The sequence below is a fragment of the Dyadobacter subterraneus genome (assembly GCF_015221875.1).
Lineage (GTDB): Bacteria > Bacteroidota > Bacteroidia > Cytophagales > Spirosomataceae > Dyadobacter > Dyadobacter subterraneus.
In genome coordinates, this window is record NZ_JACYGY010000001.1 from 3,752,076 (window position 1) to 3,772,783 (window position 20,708).

General features: G+C 39.3%; 17 protein-coding genes. 13 read left to right on the forward strand and 4 right to left on the reverse strand.

Translation table 11 applies throughout. The annotated features are described in order from the left end of the window. Positions 1-124: 124 nt before the first annotated feature. Both IEE83_RS15550 and IEE83_RS15555 read right to left on the reverse strand, forming a co-directional pair. Positions 125-1,876, reverse strand: a complete 1,752-nt coding sequence (locus IEE83_RS15550; protein ID WP_194121455.1) for an SMP-30/gluconolactonase/LRE family protein — start codon at positions 1,874-1,876, stop codon at positions 125-127. A gap of 222 nt (positions 1,877-2,098) precedes the next feature. Beyond that, the gene (locus IEE83_RS15555; RefSeq protein ID WP_194121456.1) at positions 2,099-2,287 is read right to left on the reverse strand and encodes a hypothetical protein; all 189 of its coding nucleotides are present in this window, start codon (positions 2,285-2,287) and stop codon (positions 2,099-2,101) included. A 267-nt stretch (positions 2,288-2,554) separates the two neighbouring features. On the opposite strand from IEE83_RS15555, the gene IEE83_RS15560 reads away from it, so the two are divergent. From IEE83_RS15560 to IEE83_RS15620, 13 genes are all read left to right on the forward strand, one after another. Beyond that, positions 2,555-4,882 (forward strand): TonB-dependent receptor, encoded by a 2,328-nt coding sequence (locus tag IEE83_RS15560; RefSeq protein WP_194121457.1) that lies wholly within the window; start codon positions 2,555-2,557, stop codon positions 4,880-4,882. 65 nt (positions 4,883-4,947) lie between these two features. Then, the gene (locus IEE83_RS15565; protein WP_194121458.1) at positions 4,948-6,261 is read left to right on the forward strand and encodes a DUF4374 domain-containing protein; all 1,314 of its coding nucleotides are present in this window, start codon (positions 4,948-4,950) and stop codon (positions 6,259-6,261) included. 288 nt (positions 6,262-6,549) lie between these two features. Further along, positions 6,550-7,089: an RNA polymerase sigma-70 factor gene (locus IEE83_RS15570; protein WP_194121459.1), complete on the forward strand. Its 540-nt coding sequence runs from the start codon at positions 6,550-6,552 to the stop codon at positions 7,087-7,089. 83 nt (positions 7,090-7,172) lie between these two features. Beyond that, the gene (locus tag IEE83_RS15575) at positions 7,173-7,841 is read left to right on the forward strand and encodes a hypothetical protein (protein WP_194121460.1); all 669 of its coding nucleotides are present in this window, start codon (positions 7,173-7,175) and stop codon (positions 7,839-7,841) included. After that, positions 7,838-9,070: a DUF4374 domain-containing protein gene (locus IEE83_RS15580; RefSeq protein WP_194121461.1), complete on the forward strand. Its 1,233-nt coding sequence runs from the start codon at positions 7,838-7,840 to the stop codon at positions 9,068-9,070. Before IEE83_RS15575 ends, IEE83_RS15580 begins: the two co-directional genes overlap by 4 nt. A 244-nt stretch (positions 9,071-9,314) precedes the next feature. Further along, positions 9,315-11,711, forward strand: coding sequence for a TonB-dependent receptor (locus IEE83_RS15585; protein WP_194121462.1), 2,397 nt, complete (start codon positions 9,315-9,317; stop codon positions 11,709-11,711). A gap of 34 nt (positions 11,712-11,745) precedes the next feature. Further along, a complete protein-coding gene (locus tag IEE83_RS15590; protein WP_194121463.1) occupies positions 11,746-12,966 on the forward strand; it encodes a DUF4374 domain-containing protein in 1,221 nt (406 codons plus the stop codon). 90 nt (positions 12,967-13,056) lie between these two features. Continuing rightward, the gene (locus tag IEE83_RS15595; protein ID WP_194121464.1) at positions 13,057-14,217 is read left to right on the forward strand and encodes a PepSY-associated TM helix domain-containing protein; all 1,161 of its coding nucleotides are present in this window, start codon (positions 13,057-13,059) and stop codon (positions 14,215-14,217) included. 132 nt (positions 14,218-14,349) lie between these two features. Further along, a complete protein-coding gene (locus IEE83_RS15600; RefSeq protein ID WP_194121465.1) occupies positions 14,350-14,625 on the forward strand; it encodes a transcriptional repressor in 276 nt (91 codons plus the stop codon). A gap of 31 nt (positions 14,626-14,656) precedes the next feature. Further along, entirely contained in the window at positions 14,657-17,122 is a 2,466-nt protein-coding gene (locus tag IEE83_RS15605; RefSeq protein WP_194121466.1) for an outer membrane beta-barrel family protein, read from the forward strand. Between the two features lie 145 nt (positions 17,123-17,267). After that, a complete protein-coding gene (locus tag IEE83_RS15610) occupies positions 17,268-17,555 on the forward strand; it encodes an HU family DNA-binding protein (RefSeq protein ID WP_137344307.1) in 288 nt (95 codons plus the stop codon). A gap of 170 nt (positions 17,556-17,725) precedes the next feature. Then, positions 17,726-18,409 carry a lipid-binding SYLF domain-containing protein gene (locus tag IEE83_RS15615; protein ID WP_228101827.1) on the forward strand — a complete coding sequence of 228 codons (684 nt, stop codon included), beginning with the start codon at positions 17,726-17,728 and terminating at the stop codon, positions 18,407-18,409. A gap of 12 nt (positions 18,410-18,421) precedes the next feature. Then, positions 18,422-18,625 (forward strand): KTSC domain-containing protein, encoded by a 204-nt coding sequence (locus tag IEE83_RS15620; protein ID WP_194121467.1) that lies wholly within the window; start codon positions 18,422-18,424, stop codon positions 18,623-18,625. A 2-nt stretch (positions 18,626-18,627) separates the two neighbouring features. Here IEE83_RS15620 and IEE83_RS15625 read toward each other — a convergent pair whose 3' ends face one another. After that, positions 18,628-19,353 (reverse strand): LytR/AlgR family response regulator transcription factor, encoded by a 726-nt coding sequence (locus IEE83_RS15625; protein ID WP_194121468.1) that lies wholly within the window; start codon positions 19,351-19,353, stop codon positions 18,628-18,630. Between the two features lie 19 nt (positions 19,354-19,372). Then, complete coding sequence (locus tag IEE83_RS15630; RefSeq protein ID WP_194121469.1) at positions 19,373-20,497, reverse strand: sensor histidine kinase; 1,125 nt, start codon at positions 20,495-20,497, stop codon at positions 19,373-19,375. Positions 20,498-20,708: the final 211 nt, after the last annotated feature.

Here is a 20,708-nt window from a genome sequence, read left to right on the forward strand (position 1 = left end):
TACCTTTCAATGCTTTTAAATATCATCTAAGGATCAAATTTATCCCCGGAAATCTAAGCGTATGTTAAGTACAGATTAACTTTTAACCATCACATTTTTCAGAAACAATTAAAAAGCTGAACTTCTATAATTTGGGAGCTTCTGGTTTATTTGGTTTATCCCAGTTATTCGCTCCTTTTGCATTCAATTTACGTTTGTAGACTTTGTCATTTGCAGTGACAAAGAGAATGTTAAAATCTTTTCCGCCGAAAGCCACATTGGAAGCATTTCCATTAGGAGTTGGTAAAATTGCATTTACCCGGCCGGTTTGATCAAGGATCTGGATTCCCGCTTTTGTGGTAACATAAATCCTCCCGTCACGATCACAGGTCAGGCCGTCTCCCCAGGCATTTTCGTCGACGTCACGTACATGCAGCCAGCCAAATTTTTGCTTGCTTCCCAATGTTCCGTCTTTCAAAATCTGATAAGCATAAACCCAATGCGAGGCCGATTCCGTAACATATAGTAAGGTCTGATCCGGGGAAAGTGTCAGTCCGTTGGCATAAAGCAGACCTTTATCGACCTCGACTTTTTCTCCGTTTGGCCTGATCAGAAAAATTGAGGACGGTTTTTCTTTACCGTCGGGAACCGTTACATAGACATTTCCATTATTTGCAACAGTCAAATCATTTCCAACGATGTTAGTCGCAATATCCACCTTTTTCCCATCCGGCGAATACTTAACAATCGACGATGCTTTTTGGGCAACTTCATAGCGATTCCCGTCTTTATCAAACTCGGCACCAGTAGCATTATACGAAGTCTCATTGACAATTTCTACCTTATTAGTATTCCCAACTTTATATGTTTTTCCATTTGGAATATCCTGAAAAAACAAATCGCCGGCTTGATTTACGGTTGGACCTTCGGTAAATCGATATCCTTCTCCAACCAATTCCCAGTTTTGTTCGGGCAGCAACAACGTCGAGAGAAACTGATTCTGGCTTTTTCCAGTCGGCACAGATTTAGGCCAGTCTTTCCATAAATAACGCATAGCATCGGGAAAAACGGCAGTTCCCTGTTTCCCATTATGCCCTCCCTCACCCCACTGGTGATTTACTTCGTAACCTGAAAAAGTCAAGGCGCGAAGCATTGTTTGATTCGCCATCCACCAGTCGCCGGCATAAATGTTGAGGTCGTTGCTACCATCCTGCAAATATATTCTTAACGGTTTGGGTTCGTATTTTCGAATTAAAGTCGGGTAACGATCAGCACCACGCAGACCAATATAGGTTCCAATTGCGCTGAAAACCCGGGTGAGCGCATCCGGCCTTTCCCAGGCTGCCGTAAAAGCACAAACGGCTCCACTGCTTGATCCGCCAATGGCCCGGTCATTTCCGTTTTTTGATAATTTTATAGCTCGGCCATCACTTGCTTTTTGCTTTTCGACTTCGGGTAAAATTTCATCCAGAATAAATTTCGCATAAGCATCGCCCAATCCGTCGAATTCAAAACTCCTGTTAAAACGGTCGAGTGCTTCATTTGAATTCTCCGCCTTCACTTTTCCATGCATTACAAAAACGCCGATGGTAACCGGCATTTCGCCTTTATGAATCAGATTATCAAAAACCGTTGGCGCTTTCCACTGAATTCCGTCTTGGTTGACATACACACAAGCGGGCTTATCTGCTTTATATTGAGCCGGAATATAAACCCAGTATTCACGCCAGGTTCCCGGAAATATTTTGGAGTTTTCAAAGGTGAATTTCAATACCTCACCTTTTGGTACACCCGGCTGCTCTTCCGAGGCTGGATCCACTGCATAGTTTTCAGCAGGACTTTGTGCTTTCAAAAAATGAACGAAAAATAACAGCAGAATAAATGAAATATGTTTCATCGATCTAAGGGTTAGGGATTTACTAGTATAAATAATGATCACACAAAATCTACTGTACCTAATCCATTTCGGTACAAATTCCCAAACTATTTAATTTCGTTCACACGCTTCAAATCAGCCACTTTTGCATCATCGTTTGGACTAAAAACAAAAAACTGGCAACCTCACAGTTGCCAGTTTTTTGTTTCAAATATCAAATATTCTGATTTGAGTCAGGATAATTTAAGCCAGTTCACAACTGTTTTCACTAAAAAATTTCACTTCTCCGGTCACCGTATTTCTGCATTTCACCTTGCCGGTAAATTTGGTAGTTGCGCCTTTTTTGATGTTTTCATGTTCAAGAATCATCCACGTATCCGGATGGTTTTTAACTTTTACCTTGACACGATCATTATATTTCTGTACAGCCATTTTTAAAATTTCATTTTTTCAGAACGGTAAAGATAGCTAATGTTTTTGCGATTACAGTTGCATGGAATGGCTACCTGCTTACCCGCAGCAGCATCCGGACTTTCAACTAAGTCACCAATTTTTGATATAAATAGAATCAGTTCATGACTCCTTCCTGAGAAAAATACAAGTCGGGAAACATGTTAAATTCAAAAAAATATTTATCATTATTTATTCCAATTATAAATAATATATCTACATTTGGGCAAAATTCACTATCCAACCTTTATGAGAATAACTTTACTCCCCATTTTACTATGCTTTATTTCCTTTTGTTCTCCTGGACAAAGTTTTGAAATAAATGGTATTGTTAAGAATGCAAACGATGATGCCTTATCCTCAGTAAATGTTTCTTTACAAAATACAAATTACTCCGCGCTGACGGATCAGGAGGGAAAGTTTAAAATTTCAGGTGTCAGTCAGGGAGAATACAAACTGATTATCAGCCATATCGGCTTTAAGAAGCTTCAAAAAACTGTAAAAATTCACAACAAATCTGTTTTTGAAGAGATCAATCTTGAAAATGCCGCAACCGAGCTGAATGAAGTAACTGTCACGTCCGAGAAGCAATCAAAGGTTCTTGAAACAAAACCGATTGCGATCAGTAGTGTTGAAATCAAGAATGTGGTCAGCCAAAATGTACTGATCACCGACGTTGTAGACCGGCTTTCCGGTGTAAGAATTCGCCGGTCGAGCTCCCTGGGCGAAACCTCTGATGTGTCAATTAACGGAATGCGGGGAAATGCTGTCAGGATTTATATTGACGGTCTTCCGATGGAATTTATGTATCCCAATTTTGATATTTCCACACTGCCAATTGGTAATCTGAAACGCATTGACGTTTATAAAGGCGTGCTTCCGGTTGACGTAGGTACGGATGCGTTAGGTGGTGGAATAAATTTGGTTACTGAACAAAAATCATACAACTCGTTGCGGGCTTCGTATAATGTGGGATCCTTCAACACCCATCTTGCCGATTTTTCATTAGGGCTGGCCAACAGCAAAAATTATTTTGTCAACGTAACCGGAGCCTATAATTACTCGGATAATAATTATGGAATGGATGCGCAGATCTACGAAAAGAATAATAAGGTAGAAAGAATTCACCGTTTTCATGACAGATACAGAATTGGCTTTGGTGGCATAACCATCGGCACGCATAGCAAACCCTGGGCCGATGAGTTGAAATTAACGTTGAATCTTTCCAGCGGAGACAAACAACTTCAAAACGGCGCAAGAGTTTCCAGTCTCGCTTTTGGAGAGGTACTTTATGAAGCAAAAAATTTATCGGCAATTCTGAAATATGACAAGTCATTGTGGAATGAAAAAGCCTTGTTTTCGACTACCTTCAATTACAGCGATCAGCAATTAATCTATATCGATACTACCAGCAACGTTTATAGCTGGAGCGGAAAAGTAATAGGCAGAAAAGGTACAGAAGGTGAATATTCACTTGGATATACCAAAACTTACATTCAAGGTTTGGTAAATCGGGCCAGTTTTTCTTACAAATTATCAGCCAATCACAAGCTCCTGATATCCAATTTATATGCAAGACAAAAATTGACAGGTATCGATTATCTGGAAGAAGATCCTGCAAAAGATTATTTACGGGTACCTCAATATTTAACAAAAAATGTGGCTGGGGTACAGTATGAAGGTATTTTCTGGAATAAGTTAACGTTTTCAACAGCACTTAAAAGATTCGATTACATTCTGGATGGTGCCGAAAATAATACTTTTCAGTTGTTCAAGAAAAAAGGCGGAATCTGGGGATATAATGCAGGCTTAAAATATGATCTGGCACCAGGAATGTTTATCCGGACTTCTTACGAAAAAGGATATCTTATTCCACTGTTTGCCCAGTTTGTAGGAAATGGCGCAGATATTGTCCGGAATACGGATCTTCTTCCTGAAAGCAGTGACAATCTGAATTTAGGATTTTCTATCGCACGCCCGATCAACAAAATCCTGAATATTTCATCTACCGTAAACGGTTTTTACCGTCAGCAGCATGATATCATTTTTATTGGTGATGGTGTTGTGAAAAGGTACGACAATGCGGATCAGGTAAGAACTGTGGGTGTGGAAGGTGATGTTTCGCTGACTTACAAAAACGCTTTTACACTCAAAACCAATGTTACATTTCTGCGTAAAACATTTACAAAAGTCAAAATCCAGGAAAGTCAGTTTTTGGTTGGAACTGCATTCCCAAATAATCCCAACTTCTACGCCAACAGCGAATTTGCCTGGGCAAAGAGTGGTTTGCTAAAAACACAAGACCGATTCCGCGCCTACGTTTTCTACACTTATATCGCACCTTTCAACCACATCACCGTTGGTAAGGAAAATAGTGTGAAAAATACACCTGAGGCTTATGTGCCCGTTCAGCATCGTGTTGACGCCGGACTTTCCTACAAGTTCGCAAGCAATGGATTAACTGCTTCCATCAATGCAATCAACTTGCTGAATGCCAAGCTGTTTGATAATTATCTGGTGCCACGTGCAGGTACAAATTTCAACGTAAAACTGATTTATCAACTTTTGAATTTCTAATAATTACTGACTTTTTCAGCCCATACTTTTTAAAATCCAGTCCATCTCTTAACACAAAAACACGAATGAAAACTAAATTTTTACTAGGCCTTCTTTTATCTGCCACTTTATTTTCTTGCGGTGACAGTGACAAAACCGATACTGATGTTGAGCCGGAATCTCTTTATCAGGAAGAAGGATACGTGATGGCATCCATTTCTCAATCCACAGCGGGATTTAGCTATTATGCAGGATTTTTCAATGAGCTTCCATCGGGTGATATTGATCTGACGAAGAAAGCTGCATATAGTACTTTTTCTATCAGAACAGGTTACAAAAATTTCATTTATGGAGCTGCTTTAAATGGCGATAAAAAAGTGTCAAAACTCGCGATCCTGAAAAGTACCGGAGCCATTGTGGAGGTCGCCGCAATTCCTCTTATAGATTACGTTTCAGCCATAAAAATCATCAGTGATGACCTTGGGATTTACACGACTGGCGGAAACAGAGCGCTGTTTTTGTTTAACCCTACGACGATGGAAAACATTGGTCAGATTGATATGACTTCTGCCCAAAACTTCCCGGCAAATGAAACGAATATCTACACCCACCTTGCCTATCGCAAGTCGGATAATCGTTTGTTTGCAACCTTATTTACCAACAGCAGCAAAACAGGTCAGTTTTATGATGCAGAAAATGTGTATGTGGAAGTGATCAACCTGACAACAAAAAAATGGGAAAAAACGGCGATGTTCCCACAGGCGACTTACCCTGTTTCCAGAGGTGCGGAGAACGGACTGGTAGATGAACAAGGTAACGTCTACATCGTAACGCAGGGCCAATATGGATTGGATGGCCAATTGGGCCCTAATTCTGCCAAACGTTCAAAACCACAAATCCTGAAAATTCCGGCAGGCACGACAGATTTTGACCTGACTTATTCTTTCAATCCGGTTAGTGCAGCTGGTTTGCCAAATTTGTTATTCCAGCTAGTTTTGGGTACAATTTATGATGCGAACGGTATTGTTTATGCGTGTATTTCAGGTCAGCAGGATCCACCGCGTTTACTTGAACTCATTGCCAAACTGGCCAATCAGACAATCACTGCAACCGAATATTCTGAATTAACAAACCTTGCATTTTACGGTCCAAATCAACGCTGGGCGAGACTTGATATGAATGCAAAAACGGCAACATTTATTTCGGATATGCCTTTGACTGCCGGATATGCCTATCCAAATTCAAAAATTTACGACGGCAAGTTTTATCTCCCGGTTTACAATCCCGATTTGAAACTGAACGGAATTTATAAATATGATCCTGCAACTTCAAAATCAGAGAAAATCAACACAGTAACAGCTGGCGGGTTAGTGACTGATTTCGTGAAGTTTACGAAGTAAGTAATGAATTAAAAAAACGGATTCATTTTCATAAATCTAACAAAGGATTTCCTAACTCCTGTCGAAAACTTCTGAAATTTCAGAAAACTTCGACGGAGTTGGGAAACCATTTTCAATAGTTATTATTCGATCCAAACGGCGATTCTAAACTCTTCAACACATCAAATATTTTCTTAAATCATCAAACTTAATACCCGAATTTCTAAATTATCTCCAAATTATTTGGACTAGATATAAATAAGAATATATATTTGCAAACAGATTGTCTCGAAAGACGTCAGCATTATCATGCATATCAATCAGCCAGAAAAAATCTCATTCAAAATCGACGAGGATTCCTTTAAGGAAATCTATAATCTTTATTGGGAGAAAGTTTTTTCGGTTTGTTATGCCAATCTGGGCGAGACTGAGCCTGCCAAAGGAATGGTTCAGGAAATATTTAAGTCGCTTTGGGAAAGAAAAGATGAACTTGAAATTAATCAGTCTGTGGAAAGATATCTTGTCCGTTCGGCTAAATTCAAGGTTTTTGAATATATCAGAAACAAAAAAATCCGGGAACAACATCACGAAATCATAGTTGCAAGCCAGGTTTCTTCGCTCAATTATACTGAAAACGAAGTATTGGTAAGCAGCCTTAAAGAAAGAATCACTTCGCTGATTGACACCTTACCATCCCAATGCCGTAAAGTTTTTAAAATGAGCAGAGAACAAGGGCTTTCCAACAAGGAAATTGCATCGGATCTTCTTATCTCGGAAAGAGCTGTGGAATATCATATTTCCAAAGCCGTAACTTCGCTGAAATCCCACCTTACAGAATATTCCTGTTGATTTTCTTTATTGCCTGCTTCGTAAAACCGTTAGATATGCTACTTTTACTAAAAAGTACTTCTGCATTCTAAAAAGAGGCTTTCATGACGGTCAGTAAAGAGCTTATCGAAAAATACCATAAAGGAGAATGTACTCCCGAGGAATCCGCTATGGTGGAAAATTGGCTGCTCGACGATGATATTGAAATAGAAATTATTCTACCAGAAAACCTTCACAAGGAAAATGTAAAGGCGGAAATGTGGCAGGATATTGCTTCTTCACTTCCCGGCGCAAAAGAAAAGAGATTCCAATTCAATACAATTTCAGGATTTAATTCTTTCGGTTTGGCCGCTGCCGCCAGCGTTTTACTTTTGGTTGCTTTTTCATTTTTGCTATTTAAAATAAACAACAAAGAATCTGTAATTACTTCGGCAAATGTTTCTTTGTCAGAAAATAAAGAGATTGATTCCAAAGATTACACCATCTCCCTGGGGCCGGAAAGTAATGCCCGTATTGATGCAAACACAGGTTTAATAGATTTCTGTGGAACAATTTTAATCAGCCCTAAAAAGGATATTGATCTCTCTTTCAAAAATATATGCACTACTACCAAAAGAAATTCCGGTAAAATGAATTTTAAAAAGGGAGAAACTTACATCGCACTTAATTACAGAAACAAGAAAGATAATGAGCTGATTGTAATGGACGAAAAATTGCTGATGGGTTTGCCGCCAATTGTAAAAAGGCAGATTATGGATCAGTTTAATATTTGAAATCTTCCCCTGTAACGATGCGTGCCCAAGGCAGTCTGACATTTTTTAAAATCCTTTTTCTTATCAGTATTGGCTTTATATCCGGATGCTCCGAAAACAGTGCTCCGGAAACCAGGACGTATAGTATTTATACGATGGCCAAGGATTATAAGGAATACATTATCCAGGTTGATAATTTGTCTTCCGGAAAAGCAGATCCTGTCAAAAACGGAGCCCGGACTTATCCAAAACAGATCTGGTTCGATCTTATCGTCAGAGACGGTTTCTATTACCGGCTGCATAGAAAAACGCATTATTTCTTAAAATATACGGTTCAGAACAATCAATATGTTCCCGTTGATTCAGTTGAAATTGCACCGCTGACTTATCTGGACAATTATAACTGGGTTCATCCGGACACCTTACTCCTAATCTCTTACGACCGAAAAAATGCCGGGTTGAGGTATGCCAAAGTGAATGTAAAAAATATGAAAGCCAGGCTGGGAATTATGCCGGTAGCTTTGCCAAAAGCTCCATTTAATTCTATGTCTGTTGGTTTTTCCGAACTGAGAAATAAACAATTGCTGGTTGGATATAGCTACCACAGCATAACTTCCAGCAACTTTTCAACAACCGACACCGCTTATGTTGACATTTTAAGCTATCCCGAGCTCAAATGGCAAAAAACATTAAAGGATTCAAGATCCACATATCCGGGAGGAGCGAACACTGCTCAGCCTAACACTTTTCAAGATGAAAAAGGCGACTTTTATTTCCTAGCCTGCCCTGGAATTGCTTTGGGAAATCATCCGGATAAGCCAACCGCTTTGTATCGAATCAGGAAGGATGAAAACACAATTGATAGTACTTTCTTCTGGAATATTTCTGAATCCATCAAAAATCACGGGTATGGATTGTGGAACATTGGCAATGGAAAAGCCATTCTCCGCAGTGAAAGGAGAGATCTTTTCACAGGGGTTGAAGATCACTACAAAGTGCCTCACATAGAATTTTATGTACTGGACCTGAAACAGAAAACAATCAAAAAACTGGATCTGCCACTTGATAAAGGTACTTCACGCCAGTGTGTACTTGTAGAGAAGGGAAATGTTTATATTTCTATCAATTCCGACACTGCTGGAAATTATATCTGGATTTACAATCCTGATACCGAAACCCTGACAAAAGGTTTAAAACTTGATGGTGACATTGACTACATACTTCGTGTCGAAAAATTGTATGAGGATTAGCCGGTAACTGTTCTGGCTGCCAGGTAGTTTTATATGACCGACTTGAAAATCGTGTAACAGGTTTCTTTTTTTAAAACCACTATCACTTCCCTCTATCAAATCAGGATTTCGCTTCCTCTGAAAAAATAATATTTTTTTCTCAATAAGACCTTCGGGAATCTCCGTGTTATGCTACTTCGTGTTAGAAAAGGTCAGAACATGAAATTGGTCTGATTCTTAATAACCAGTATTTATAGCTAATCCAATGCAGTCAGGTAAATCTCTACTCTTCATATTTTTTATCAGTTTACTCTTTTTGAGCGGGACAGTTCACGCCCAAAACACAATTATAATATCAGGAATCATTCAGGATGAAGGTGGCACAACACTTCCGGGCGTGAGTGTTATGTTGAAAGGAACATCAACAGGCACTCAAACGGATTCAGAAGGGTCTTATAAACTAAATATCTCAAAACCAGGAAACTATACCCTTACTATTTCATCTGTGGGTCATATCACCCAGGAAAAATCTGTAACACTTAAAAGTGGTCAGCACCTTAAATCCAGTTTTACACTAAAAAGTGATACAAAAGTTATCGACGAAGTAACCGTTCATGGAAAAACGGAAACGCAGGAAATTAAGGAACAGGCTTTCACCGTCAATGCCATCGAAACCAAACAATATGCCAATACCACGGCAGACCTTAACCAGGTGCTTAACCGCAGCGCAGGTGTACGTATACGCGAACAGGGTGGTTTGGGATCCAGCTTTAATTTTTCGATTAATGGTCTTTCCGGTAAGGCTGTAAAATATTTCATTGACGGCGTCCCTATGGAAATTATGGGAAGTGCCATGTCCCTGAACAATATACCTGTCAACCTGGCTGAACGTATTGAAGTGTACAAAGGTGTAGTGCCGGTGCAGCTGGGTTCTGATGCCATGGGAGGTGCAGTGAACGTTATTACTAATCAAAAACAAACGAATTATCTTGATCTGAGTCATAGTTACGGATCATTCAATACCCATCGATCTTCATTAACCGGACAATATGTTCATCCGAAAACCGGCATAACGGTCAAAGCCAGCGCATTCTTTAATTATTCAAATAATAATTACAAGATGAAAGACGTGGAAATCCTGGAAGGTGGTACCAGAAATGGAAACCAGATCACAGATCTTAGCGGCGCTACTTTTGTAACAACCAATACCCGCCGTTTCCATGACGATTATCGTTCTGCCATGGGTCAGGTAGAAGTTGGAGTTTCAAATAAAAAATGGGCTGATGTTCTCTATGGCGGTTTTGGTTATTCGGAGGGAAAACAGGATCTGCAAACCGGTTTTGAACAAACCATTGTTTATGGTAATGTAACCCGTAACAGCAAGGCCTACAATGGGACAATTCGTTACAAAAAAACAAATTTACTGGTGAATGGCCTTGATCTCAGCCTTTTCGCTTCACATTCAAAAGATACTTATGTAACTGCCGACACGCTTATGCGGCAATATTACTGGGATGGCACCTGGACGGCAAAGGGAGCTACTGAAATGGGCTCAATCAAAACATTGTCCAACATCATCCGCCCAAGAACATTTGTTCGTGCAAATCTTAGTTATACACTTAACGAAAAGCACTCCTTCAATATCAATTATACGCTTGATCATCTTAAAAACGAAAGCTACAACGAATTGCTTACATCGTCAGATGATATGCCGGGTTTGATGGACAAGCAGATTCTGGGCGTTGCTTATCAACAGGAATTTTTGGAAACGAAATGGGTAAATACCTTTTTCGCTAAATATTACGGTCTGGGTTTGGAAAGAAAAAAATATGTCGACAACGCTTATAGAGTTCTTGAAAACCAGTTTAACAATTACGGATACGGAATCGCATCACGCTACAAACTTTTACCTGATCTGGGAATAAAAGTATCGCTTGAACACGCTTACCGGTTACAGGAAGTAGAAGAAGTTTTTGGTGACGGATTAAACGTACAACCCAACCCGGACCTGAAACCGGAAAGCAGTGATAACGTAAATCTGGGTTCTTATTACGGTTTCAGAATCGACAAACACAGATTCTTCATGGAAGCGTCAGGATTTTACAGAAATGCAAAAGACTTTATCTATCCTGTGCCTGATCAGCGATCAAAAGCTTTGAAAAATGAAAATAAATCCAGTGTAAGAGTAACGGGTTTTGAAGCCGAAGTTCGGTACGATTACTCTGATTTACTTTCCTTTAATGTTAACGCTACTTATCAAAGTGCAGTTAATATGACCAAATTCGGAAGTACAGCTTCCACTACTTACGAGGCTACATACAAAAACAAAATTCCTAACCAGCCCTGGATGTTTGGCAATGCCAATCTCAGCATAGGAAAAAATAATGTTTTCCAAAAAGGCTCACGACTGCAATTTAACTGGTTTGCCCAGTATGTTCACTGGTTCTATCTGACCTGGGAAGCATATGGAAATGTGAACGGAAAATCAAGCATTCCGACACAGTTTATCCAAAATGCTTCATTAAGTTATTCATTTCAAGACGGTCGCTACAATGTATCAGCAGAATGCAGGAATCTTACAGATGACCTTGCTTTTGACAATTTCAGATTGCAAAAACCCGGACGAGCATTTTCAGTCAAGCTTCGATATTTTTTAAAATAATCCAATTCACTTTATATTTTATAACAAGACAGAAATGAACAAAATTTTTAGCTTTTCAGGAAAAGCATTGCTGGTTGCGGTTGTTGCCCTTTCTTTAAACAGTTGCAGCAGTGATGACGACAAGGTAGACGCAGGCAGCGAGGAAGGTAAATATTCAGCTGTTTTATGTGTAGGCAGCTGGCCAAATACTGCATATTACATCGCCGACGTTCCTTCGTTAACAACGGGTACGATCAGTTTACAAGGCAATGGAGCAGAAATGACGGGTAAAGTATATGCTCAGGATATCGTTCAAAAAGATGGATTTTATTACCACGCCAACTTTGGAAGCGGCCGCTTAGGAAAATACCATGTTACCAACGGCGCCTTAGTTACAGACAAAGAAGTTCCGTTTACATATCTGAACTGGACTTCCTACACCTGGGCTGACGATCAGACGCTTGTCATTTTTGGTATCGGACAAAATGCTGGAATTGACGAAGCGCGTTATGCGATCATTAAAGTTGCAGATATGTCGGTAACAACAGGAAAACTTAATCTTGAAGCTCTTCCGACCGGCTTTAACACTTATAATGTTGGGTTTGCTGAATATCGCGCTGGCAAAATATACCTTGGGTATGGTTTCGGATCTTCGGATTTCACGAACTATCCTGCAATGCCGGTATATCAAAAATTCAACGTAGCCACAATCAGCTATCCGGCCATGACAATTGAAACTTCTGTTTCGGATACGCGTTCAACCGCTCCGGGAAGCTCTCCTATTTATGCGCCATCTTCTTTTGTAGATGAAAACAACGACATATACTTCATCAGCGATCCGGTAAGTAACTACGATTACAAATCGCCATCTGCTGTGTACAGAATCAAAAGCGGTTCGAGCACACTGGACCCAACTTACTACCTTGATTTCTCATCAAAAGTTACAAATGAGATGGGTGCCGCTATGTGGTATATCGGTAACGGAAAAGCCATTGTGAGAACAAGAGCTGCCGGAGAATCTATTGACGCAGACCATTTCTATTCTGTTATTGATGTAAAAACGGGAACATTTATCAAACAATTGGCTCTTCCTGTCGACAAAGGAGAAAGGATGGTTCAGGCTGTAATTGTTGAAGATGGCAAAGCTTATATAGCGGTCAATGCTGTTGACAAAGATTACATCTGGGAATATGATCCTGCCACTGACAAGCTAACACATGGTGCTGAATTTGTTGGCGGAATTGATTACATACTCCGTCTGGAAAAAACCAAATAATATATCCAGGAATTCTCTGACGACTAAGATTAAATTCTACCTCCTGCCTCCTCATAAATGGCAGGCAGGAGGTAACATATAAAACTCACCATGGTTCTAAAAAAGATAAACGCCTGGCTACATTTATGGTTAGGTCTGATTTCCGGAATTATTGTTTTTATCGTCGCACTGACCGGTTGTGTACTGGTTTTTGAGCAGGAATTTGAATCTTTGACCCAATCCTGGCTGCATGTAGAAAAGCCCATAAACGCGGAATATTTGCTTCCTTCCGTTATTAAAAATAAAGTCTCTGCCCGCTTCCCGGGTAAGGAAATTAGTGGAATCTGGTATTATGGTCAGGAAAGAACTGCGACCGTAAGCATGAATTCCGATTCAGTGATATATGTCAATCCTTACACGGCAGATGTTGTTGCGATTGTAAATGAAGAGGATTTTTTCCATTTCATTCTTGAAGGACATACCAAGCTTTGGATAGAAGCAAAAATTGACAAAAAGAATGTCGGCCAGCTTATCGTTTCTTACGCTACGCTAATATTTTTTGTTCTTTTAATATCCGGTCTGATTTTATGGTGGCCAAAAAAATGGAATAAATCGAACCGGGATAAAAGTTTCAAAATTAAATGGAGTGCAAGGTTCAAACGCATTAATTATGACCTTCATAATGTGCTTGGCTTTTACGCATTAATCGTTGCACTTGTTATCACCATGACTGGACTTGTTATGAGTTTTGCCTGGTTTTCACAAAGCGTATATTGGCTAAGTTCAGGTGGAAAATCGCCGGCACCTTATGTCAACTCACTTTCAGACACGACCAAAATAGCAGGTGACAATATGTTGAAAAACGTTGATCTTGCATTCAAAAAAGGAATTACCGAAATAGGAACATATAATAAGGATGCGATAATCGTTTCCTTTCCCGACGAACCTTCCGAACCAATTTCTCTTTGTACTGACATGTACAATGGTTCATGGCGATACGTTTATCTGGATCAATACACACTTAAAGAATTACCTTCAACACAGGTTCATATCGATAATTTGAAGCTGGCCGACTGGCTCAAAAGAACTAATTACGCCATACATGTTGGCGCGATAGGTAATATTCCAACCAAAATCCTGTATTTCCTGGCAAGTCTTATCTGCGCCACACTTCCGCTCACAGGAGCTTATATATGGTGGGGAAAAAGCAGATTTGCCAAACCCAAAAAGGCAAAAAAAATTAAAGCCTCTTCGCTGCATACCGAAGTCTGATATTTCTACCTGAACTAAAAAAAGTAATCATAATCACTTCTGGTCATATTTGACCTGAGTGGAATTCTATTGCCTTTTCAAAAAACGATATAGAAATCTTAATAATTCTTCATTAAACAGACGAGCCTTTTTATGAGCATTGAGGAAAAGATCTTACTCTATTTTGACCAAAATAATCTGCGGAGGTCTAACAAGAAAATTCTGGTAGCAAAATATCTGACGACCTATCAGACGGAAGTGGCTGCTGAAACGCTTTGGATCATGATCCGGGAGAAAAGACTGAATATTAGTATCGCTTCCGTTTACCAGGCGCTCAACTGGATGGTCGATCTTGGTTATGCAACAAAAATTTTGAAAGGAAGGAAAAGTCTGTACCAAATCAAGGAAACACCTACCCTGTCAAACTAAGTATCAATACATTAACTACTCACCTTCAATTATGCATTTCATCAACAAACCCTTCATCTTACTAAATTTATCCTGTTACCTCTTACTATCTTTTTCAGGTTTCTCTCAGCAAACTTCTACCGGAACAGTTAAAGGAAAATTACTGGATACTAGTCAAAAACCAATTGAATTTGCGACTGTTGCCTTGTATAAAACCATTGATTCGACGATTGTAAAAGGCACCATTACGGATTCGTCAGGTTTATTTTTGTTTGAAAAAACAGCAGAAGGAAATTATTACGTCCAGGCAACTTTTCTGGGTTATAAAACTTTTACCAGTAAAACTTTTTCTATCAATAAGGCAAAACATGAAATTATTCTGGAAAACACAGTCCTTGATGCCGACGACAAAACTTTGCAGGCCGTTGTCATTACTGCAAAAAAACCACTGGTTGAACAGCAAATAGACCGAACCGTTCTCAATTTAGAAAACAGCATACTTTCCGAAGGAAATACGGCACTTGAATTACTGGAAAAAGCACCGGGAATTACCGTTGATGACGAGGGGAATATTTCTATGAAAGGAAAACCTGGTGTGAGCGTGATGCTCAATGGCAAACTTACATATCTTTCCCAGAAAGAACTGACGACATTACTACGGGGAACCTCCTCCGGTTCAGTTTCTAAAATTGAACTGATCACCAATCCTTCCGCAAAATATGACGCTGCCGGAAATTCAGGTATTATTAATATCGTTCTCAAAAAAAATGAGAAGGTTGGAATAAACGGAAACGTTTATGTAAATGGCGCCAGAAGCCGTGCAAACCGATATGGCGGCGGTGCCAGCCTCAATTACAGAAGTGGAAAATTCAATGTTTACGGAAGTTATGATCATGCTTTCCGCGGTGAAATTGAATATCTGAGTTTTACACGCCGGTTTTATGATGGAAATGTAGGCGGAAAACCCGACAGAATTTCTTATCAGAATTCCGCTACCAACGAACCTTTGCATACCAACAATTACAAACTCGGGGCGGATATTTTCCTGGATGCTAAAAATACTTTTGGTGTGCTTGTGAACGGAAATTTCGGGACCTATGCCAATGATAATAATACGACAAACCTGTTGGTTTCCGCAACTGGTGAAACGCTGAGCAATCCGCTGACGCATAATGACAATCTGGATCGCTGGAATAGTAACGCTTATAATGTCAACTATACACACAAACTAAATCAAAGTGGCCGTGAGCTTTCAGTGGATCTGGATTATTCCCAAAATGATAATCGCTCCAACCAAAATATGGACACCAGGTATCTCAGCGCGGAAAATTCAAATGTCGAGGCACGCTCAGTGCGCCGTGGATATGTTCCGTCGCTTACCAATGTGTATGTGGGAAAAATCGATTATACACATCCGTTTGGCGAGAAAGCAAAACTGGAAATGGGATGGAAAAGCAGCAATGTTTCCGTGGACAATAACCTGAAATATGATACGCTGCGCAACGAGCAATGGATTCCGGATCCATCCTGGAGCAATCATTTTACTTATAAGGAAACCATTCATGCGGGATATATCAATTTTAGCAAACAATTTGGCTCTGTAAGCGTTCAGGCAGGTTTGAGAGGAGAAAATACACAAACAACCGGCCATCAGGTTACCACGGATTCGCTGGTGAAAAGACAATATTTCCAGCTTTTCCCAAGCCTGTTTGTTTCGAAAACTTTTAATACAAATCATACCGGACAATTTTCATACAGTCGCCGGATCCAGCGACCGGATTATGACGACATGAATCCTTTCCGTTTCTTCCGTGATCCGTTTTTATACTATGAAGGAAATCCGTTTTTAAAACCGGAACTTACACATTCTGTTGAGTTGAGTCACACCTTCAAAGGAATATTCATAACCGTAATCAATTACAGCTATACTTCCGATGTGATGAACTGGATGATGGGACAAGTCGATTCTTTAAACACAACATACCAAAGTCCGCAAAACCTGAAAAGTTTCATCAATTATGGTATCAGTTTTACCGCATCGCTCCAACCGGCAAGCTGGTGGACCAGCAACAGTTTTGCTAATTTTTTCAGAAATGATTATAAAGGCGATCAGAAAGGCGGGAATCTCAACAACGGAATATGGAGTTTTTCTGTCAACAGTCAGAACACTTTTCAGCTTGGAAGAGGCTTCTCGGCTGAGTTGAGTGGGTTTTACAATTCAAAATCCGTTTACGGAGTTTTTGTTTCCAAAGGTTTTTATGTGATTTCCGCAGGTGCGCAAAAACAGGTTCTGGATAAAAAAGGAACAATAAAATTGATGGTCAATGATATTTTCCAAACACGGCAGCGACGCAATACTGCAAAATATGAAAATCTGGATATGGATGGGCATATCCGTTTCGACAGCCGTATGGCTACAATCTCGTTTTCCTATCGTTTTGGGAAAGACATCACGCCTGTTCGTAAACGAAACTCGGGAAGTGAAGATATCCAAAATCGGGTGAAAGGGGGAAACTAACGAAATAGGTTTGGGATGATGAAATATCAATTTCAAACTTCACCGCTCAATCAAAAAAATTCGGCTGCTAATCAAGATTAAAGTGCTCTATTTCAAGGCAAAATTGTAGCTTTGTAAAATAATGGACCCTATAAAAAATTAGCAAATGACAAAAGCAGAAACCGTTTCCAAACTTGTGGAAATGACCGGAATACAAAAAGAGGAAACTGAACAAATCCTGGAAGCCTTTTTCTCAACGGTTAAAGACTCAATGAGTGAAGGCGAAAATATTTATATCCGTGGTTTCGGTAGTTTTATTGTCAAAAAGAGAGCTGCAAAAATCGCCAGAAACATTTCTTTAAAATCCTCAGTGATGGTACCGGCAAGCTTTATACCTTTTTTCAAACCTTCACCGGATTTTACGAACCAGGTAAAAGAAGGACAGCCAAAATAATCTTGCAGCATAATATTTAAGTAATGAAAGCTCCGCAAATTGTTGCGGGGCTTTTTTTGTATTCAAATTATTTTATTAATCCCAAAAAACAGCTCAGGCACGATAGTTGAATAGTTTTTAACAATGTGAAACAATTTTCACAGCACAGTTAAAACTTTACCAAACTAACCATGCTTATTAAAAAATTAAGTTTTCAGATATTCCAGATTGCGATGCTTTTCAATATTGCATCCTTTTCACCAGCCGTTGCGCAGGATAAGGAAGATGATAAAATTAAAGCGGCCACATCTGTTCTAAATGATTTTAGTCAGATGAAAGAAAATATTCCGGCGCAGCTGCTCGCCATTTCTCAGGGAATTATCATAGTGCCAAAAATGATTAACGCCGGCTTGATGGTCGGAGCGAAACATGGCAAAGGTATTGCGATGGTGAAAGGAACGAACGGCCAATGGAGTGACCCAATTTTCGTTACCATTACAGGCGGAAGCGTTGGCGCACAAATTGGCGTACAGGCAACTGATTTAATTTTGGTTTTCAAGAACAGCAAGACTTTGACAGAAATTGGAAAAGGCAGCTTTACCCTTGGAGGTGACTTATCAGTAGCGGCAGGTCCGGTAGGAAGAAGTTCCTCAGCACAAACGGATTATAAGTTAGAAGCAGAAGTTTATTCTTATTCGCGAAGCAAAGGACTTTTTGCAGGTATTACCTTAAACGGAGCGGTATTGTCTGTGGATGGAAAAGCAAATAATGAATTTTACGATGATTCTTCTGATGCTAACACGATCCTGACTTCATCACACACAGATTCAAATCTGGTTGCAGATTTGAAAAATAAGCTGGAAAATTTTAAATAAAATTAACTCAATATGCCATCATCCGTTGTAGCCAAAATGATCTATAATGATGAAACAGAAACATTAAGAATCATTTATGTTTCCGGAATGGTATACGATTATAAAAAAGTCCCTTTGGAAGTCTACGAAGCAATGAAAGCTTCTGGCTCCAAAGGGACTTTTTTAAATCAGCAGATCAAGACCCGATATGAGTTTGAGAAAGTTGAATTAAAGTAGAATCACTTTACCCATAAATTCTTGCTTACGATCTGCTTCAAAACCTGCTCCCGATGATTTCTGCTTACCGGAATTCTATGCGATTGAATAAAAATCTCATTTCCTTCAATACCTTCTACCCTGTTTACCGAAACGATGTAAGATTTATGAACACGGATAAAAAACCTGCTATCCAGGTTCTGTTCGAGGTTTTTCATGTATAGTAAAGTCACAAACTTTCCTTTGTTGGTATAAATTGTGACGTAATTTTGCATTCCTTCAATAAACAGAATGTCTGTCAGGACGATCTTTTCATATTTATTTCCACATTTGATAAAGAAATAATCTGCACCAGTTTCAGTCGCATTTTCACTGCTATTTTCTCTGTTGATCAGATTATGATAATCTTTCGCTTTTGAAGCTGCTTTGAAAAAACGCTCAAAAGTGATCGGTTTCAAAAGATAATCGAGTACATCCAGTTGAAAACTTTCCAATGCAAAACTTGGGAAGGCGGTTGTGATCACAACCAACGGAGGATTTTTCACAATTTTCAAAAAATCAATTCCGCTCATTTTCGGCATTTGAATATCGAGAAAAATCAGGTCCACCGGATTTTCATCCAGCATCTTGATAAGCTCTACCGGATTTTCACATGTTCCTGTCAGATGCAGAAAATCAACTTCTCTGACATAATTGGCAATCCCTTCACGTGCCAGTGGCTCATCATCAACAATAACACAATTCAACATAATAATATGAGTTTGGGAATCAGGCCGCGATTTCTTCGAAATTACGAACCACAAGTTCAGAAAGTTTCAAGGAAAGCTTTACTTCAAAATCTGAATCTCTATTTTGGATTTCTAGTTGGTAATCTTCCGGATAAATAAGGTCCAGCCGTCTCTTTACATTTTTCAAACCAATTCCACCATAATGGATCAAATCAGTAGTCAACTGAGGTGATGTGCTGTTCGAAACCGAAAAATTAAGCTCGGCTTGTTTCAGTTCGAGATGTATTTTAATCCAGTTGGTTTTGCCGCTATTCTTGGAAACGTGCTTAAACGCATTTTCAACAAAAACCATCAATACAAAAGGCGCGATACCAAGATGACCGGTATCTGCCGCATTCATTTGAAAATCAATTTCCACATTGTCATTCTGCCGCAATTTTTCGAGCTCAATAAAATTTTTCATGTATGCGATTTCCTTGCTTAACGGAATCTGGATATCGTTGCATTCATAAAGCTGATATCGCAAAAGTTCGGAAAATTTGGCCAGCGCATCAGACGCCATATCCGCGTTTTTATGAATCAGGAAAAAAATTGAATTGATTGTATTAAAAAGAAAATGAGGATTGAACTGGTTTTTCAAAAACTTCAATTCCGTTTCCAGTTTCTCTTTTTCCAGTTCCCGTTGCCGCCTTTCGGTTTGAATCCAGTTTTTAGTCAGTTTAATGCTCATTGCGAGTGTCATACTGGCAAGTGTTGAAGGAAAAGATGTTGTAGACAAAAAATATAGACATCCACCATCAGGACCATACATGTCAACAAGCGTTTTTCCGGCGAAAAATGCAGCCAGATAATAGCCAGGCACTATCAGCAAAGACGCCGCCAAAATGGTCAATGTCAGATAAATGACATATTCTGTAAATCTGCTTTTTTCCAGAAATTTCGGAATCAGATAATACAGATTGAAACAAATGGCAATGACCTGGAAAACAACATAAAACAGAAATTTCACAGACATTGCTGTAAACAGAATACTGGCCGCCGCTTTAACAGGATTACCAATCGCAATCACCCACCAGAGATACTGATATGCACACCAGAACGGAATGTGATACAGCTTGTATTTAAAAAACCAGTTTTGGTTTGATGTGTTTTCTGTTGTTATCATTTGTTAATCTGATTTCGGTCCTTTTCAAATGTAAATAACCGTAACTCATTCTATATCAATCTTCAATTTCACTTTCGAAAATAATGATTTTCATTCTCTTTTCTTTATTGCAAGGCTGAAATGCGGCTACTAATTGACGAAATGCATCACTGGAAGTGTAAACGGTTTGTGTTATTGATTTTCTCAAAATAAAAACAGGAATGAGCTCATT

Coding starts and splice junctions, on each gene's coding strand:
- IEE83_RS15550 (WP_194121455.1), bottom strand. CDS start 1,876: ATGAAACATATTTCATTTATTCTGCTGTTATTTTTCGTTCATTTTTTG.
- IEE83_RS15555 (WP_194121456.1), bottom strand. CDS start 2,287: ATGGCTGTACAGAAATATAATGATCGTGTCAAGGTAAAAGTTAAAAAC.
- IEE83_RS15560 (WP_194121457.1), top strand. CDS start 2,555: ATGAGAATAACTTTACTCCCCATTTTACTATGCTTTATTTCCTTTTGT.
- IEE83_RS15565 (WP_194121458.1), top strand. CDS start 4,948: ATGAAAACTAAATTTTTACTAGGCCTTCTTTTATCTGCCACTTTATTT.
- IEE83_RS15570 (WP_194121459.1), top strand. CDS start 6,550: ATGCATATCAATCAGCCAGAAAAAATCTCATTCAAAATCGACGAGGAT.
- IEE83_RS15575 (WP_194121460.1), top strand. CDS start 7,173: ATGACGGTCAGTAAAGAGCTTATCGAAAAATACCATAAAGGAGAATGT.
- IEE83_RS15585 (WP_194121462.1), top strand. CDS start 9,315: ATGCAGTCAGGTAAATCTCTACTCTTCATATTTTTTATCAGTTTACTC.
- IEE83_RS15590 (WP_194121463.1), top strand. CDS start 11,746: ATGAACAAAATTTTTAGCTTTTCAGGAAAAGCATTGCTGGTTGCGGTT.
- IEE83_RS15595 (WP_194121464.1), top strand. CDS start 13,057: ATGGTTCTAAAAAAGATAAACGCCTGGCTACATTTATGGTTAGGTCTG.
- IEE83_RS15600 (WP_194121465.1), top strand. CDS start 14,350: ATGAGCATTGAGGAAAAGATCTTACTCTATTTTGACCAAAATAATCTG.
- IEE83_RS15605 (WP_194121466.1), top strand. CDS start 14,657: ATGCATTTCATCAACAAACCCTTCATCTTACTAAATTTATCCTGTTAC.
- IEE83_RS15610 (WP_137344307.1), top strand. CDS start 17,268: ATGACAAAAGCAGAAACCGTTTCCAAACTTGTGGAAATGACCGGAATA.
- IEE83_RS15615 (WP_228101827.1), top strand. CDS start 17,726: ATGCTTATTAAAAAATTAAGTTTTCAGATATTCCAGATTGCGATGCTT.
- IEE83_RS15620 (WP_194121467.1), top strand. CDS start 18,422: ATGCCATCATCCGTTGTAGCCAAAATGATCTATAATGATGAAACAGAA.
- IEE83_RS15625 (WP_194121468.1), bottom strand. CDS start 19,353: ATGTTGAATTGTGTTATTGTTGATGATGAGCCACTGGCACGTGAAGGG.
- IEE83_RS15630 (WP_194121469.1), bottom strand. CDS start 20,497: ATGATAACAACAGAAAACACATCAAACCAAAACTGGTTTTTTAAATAC.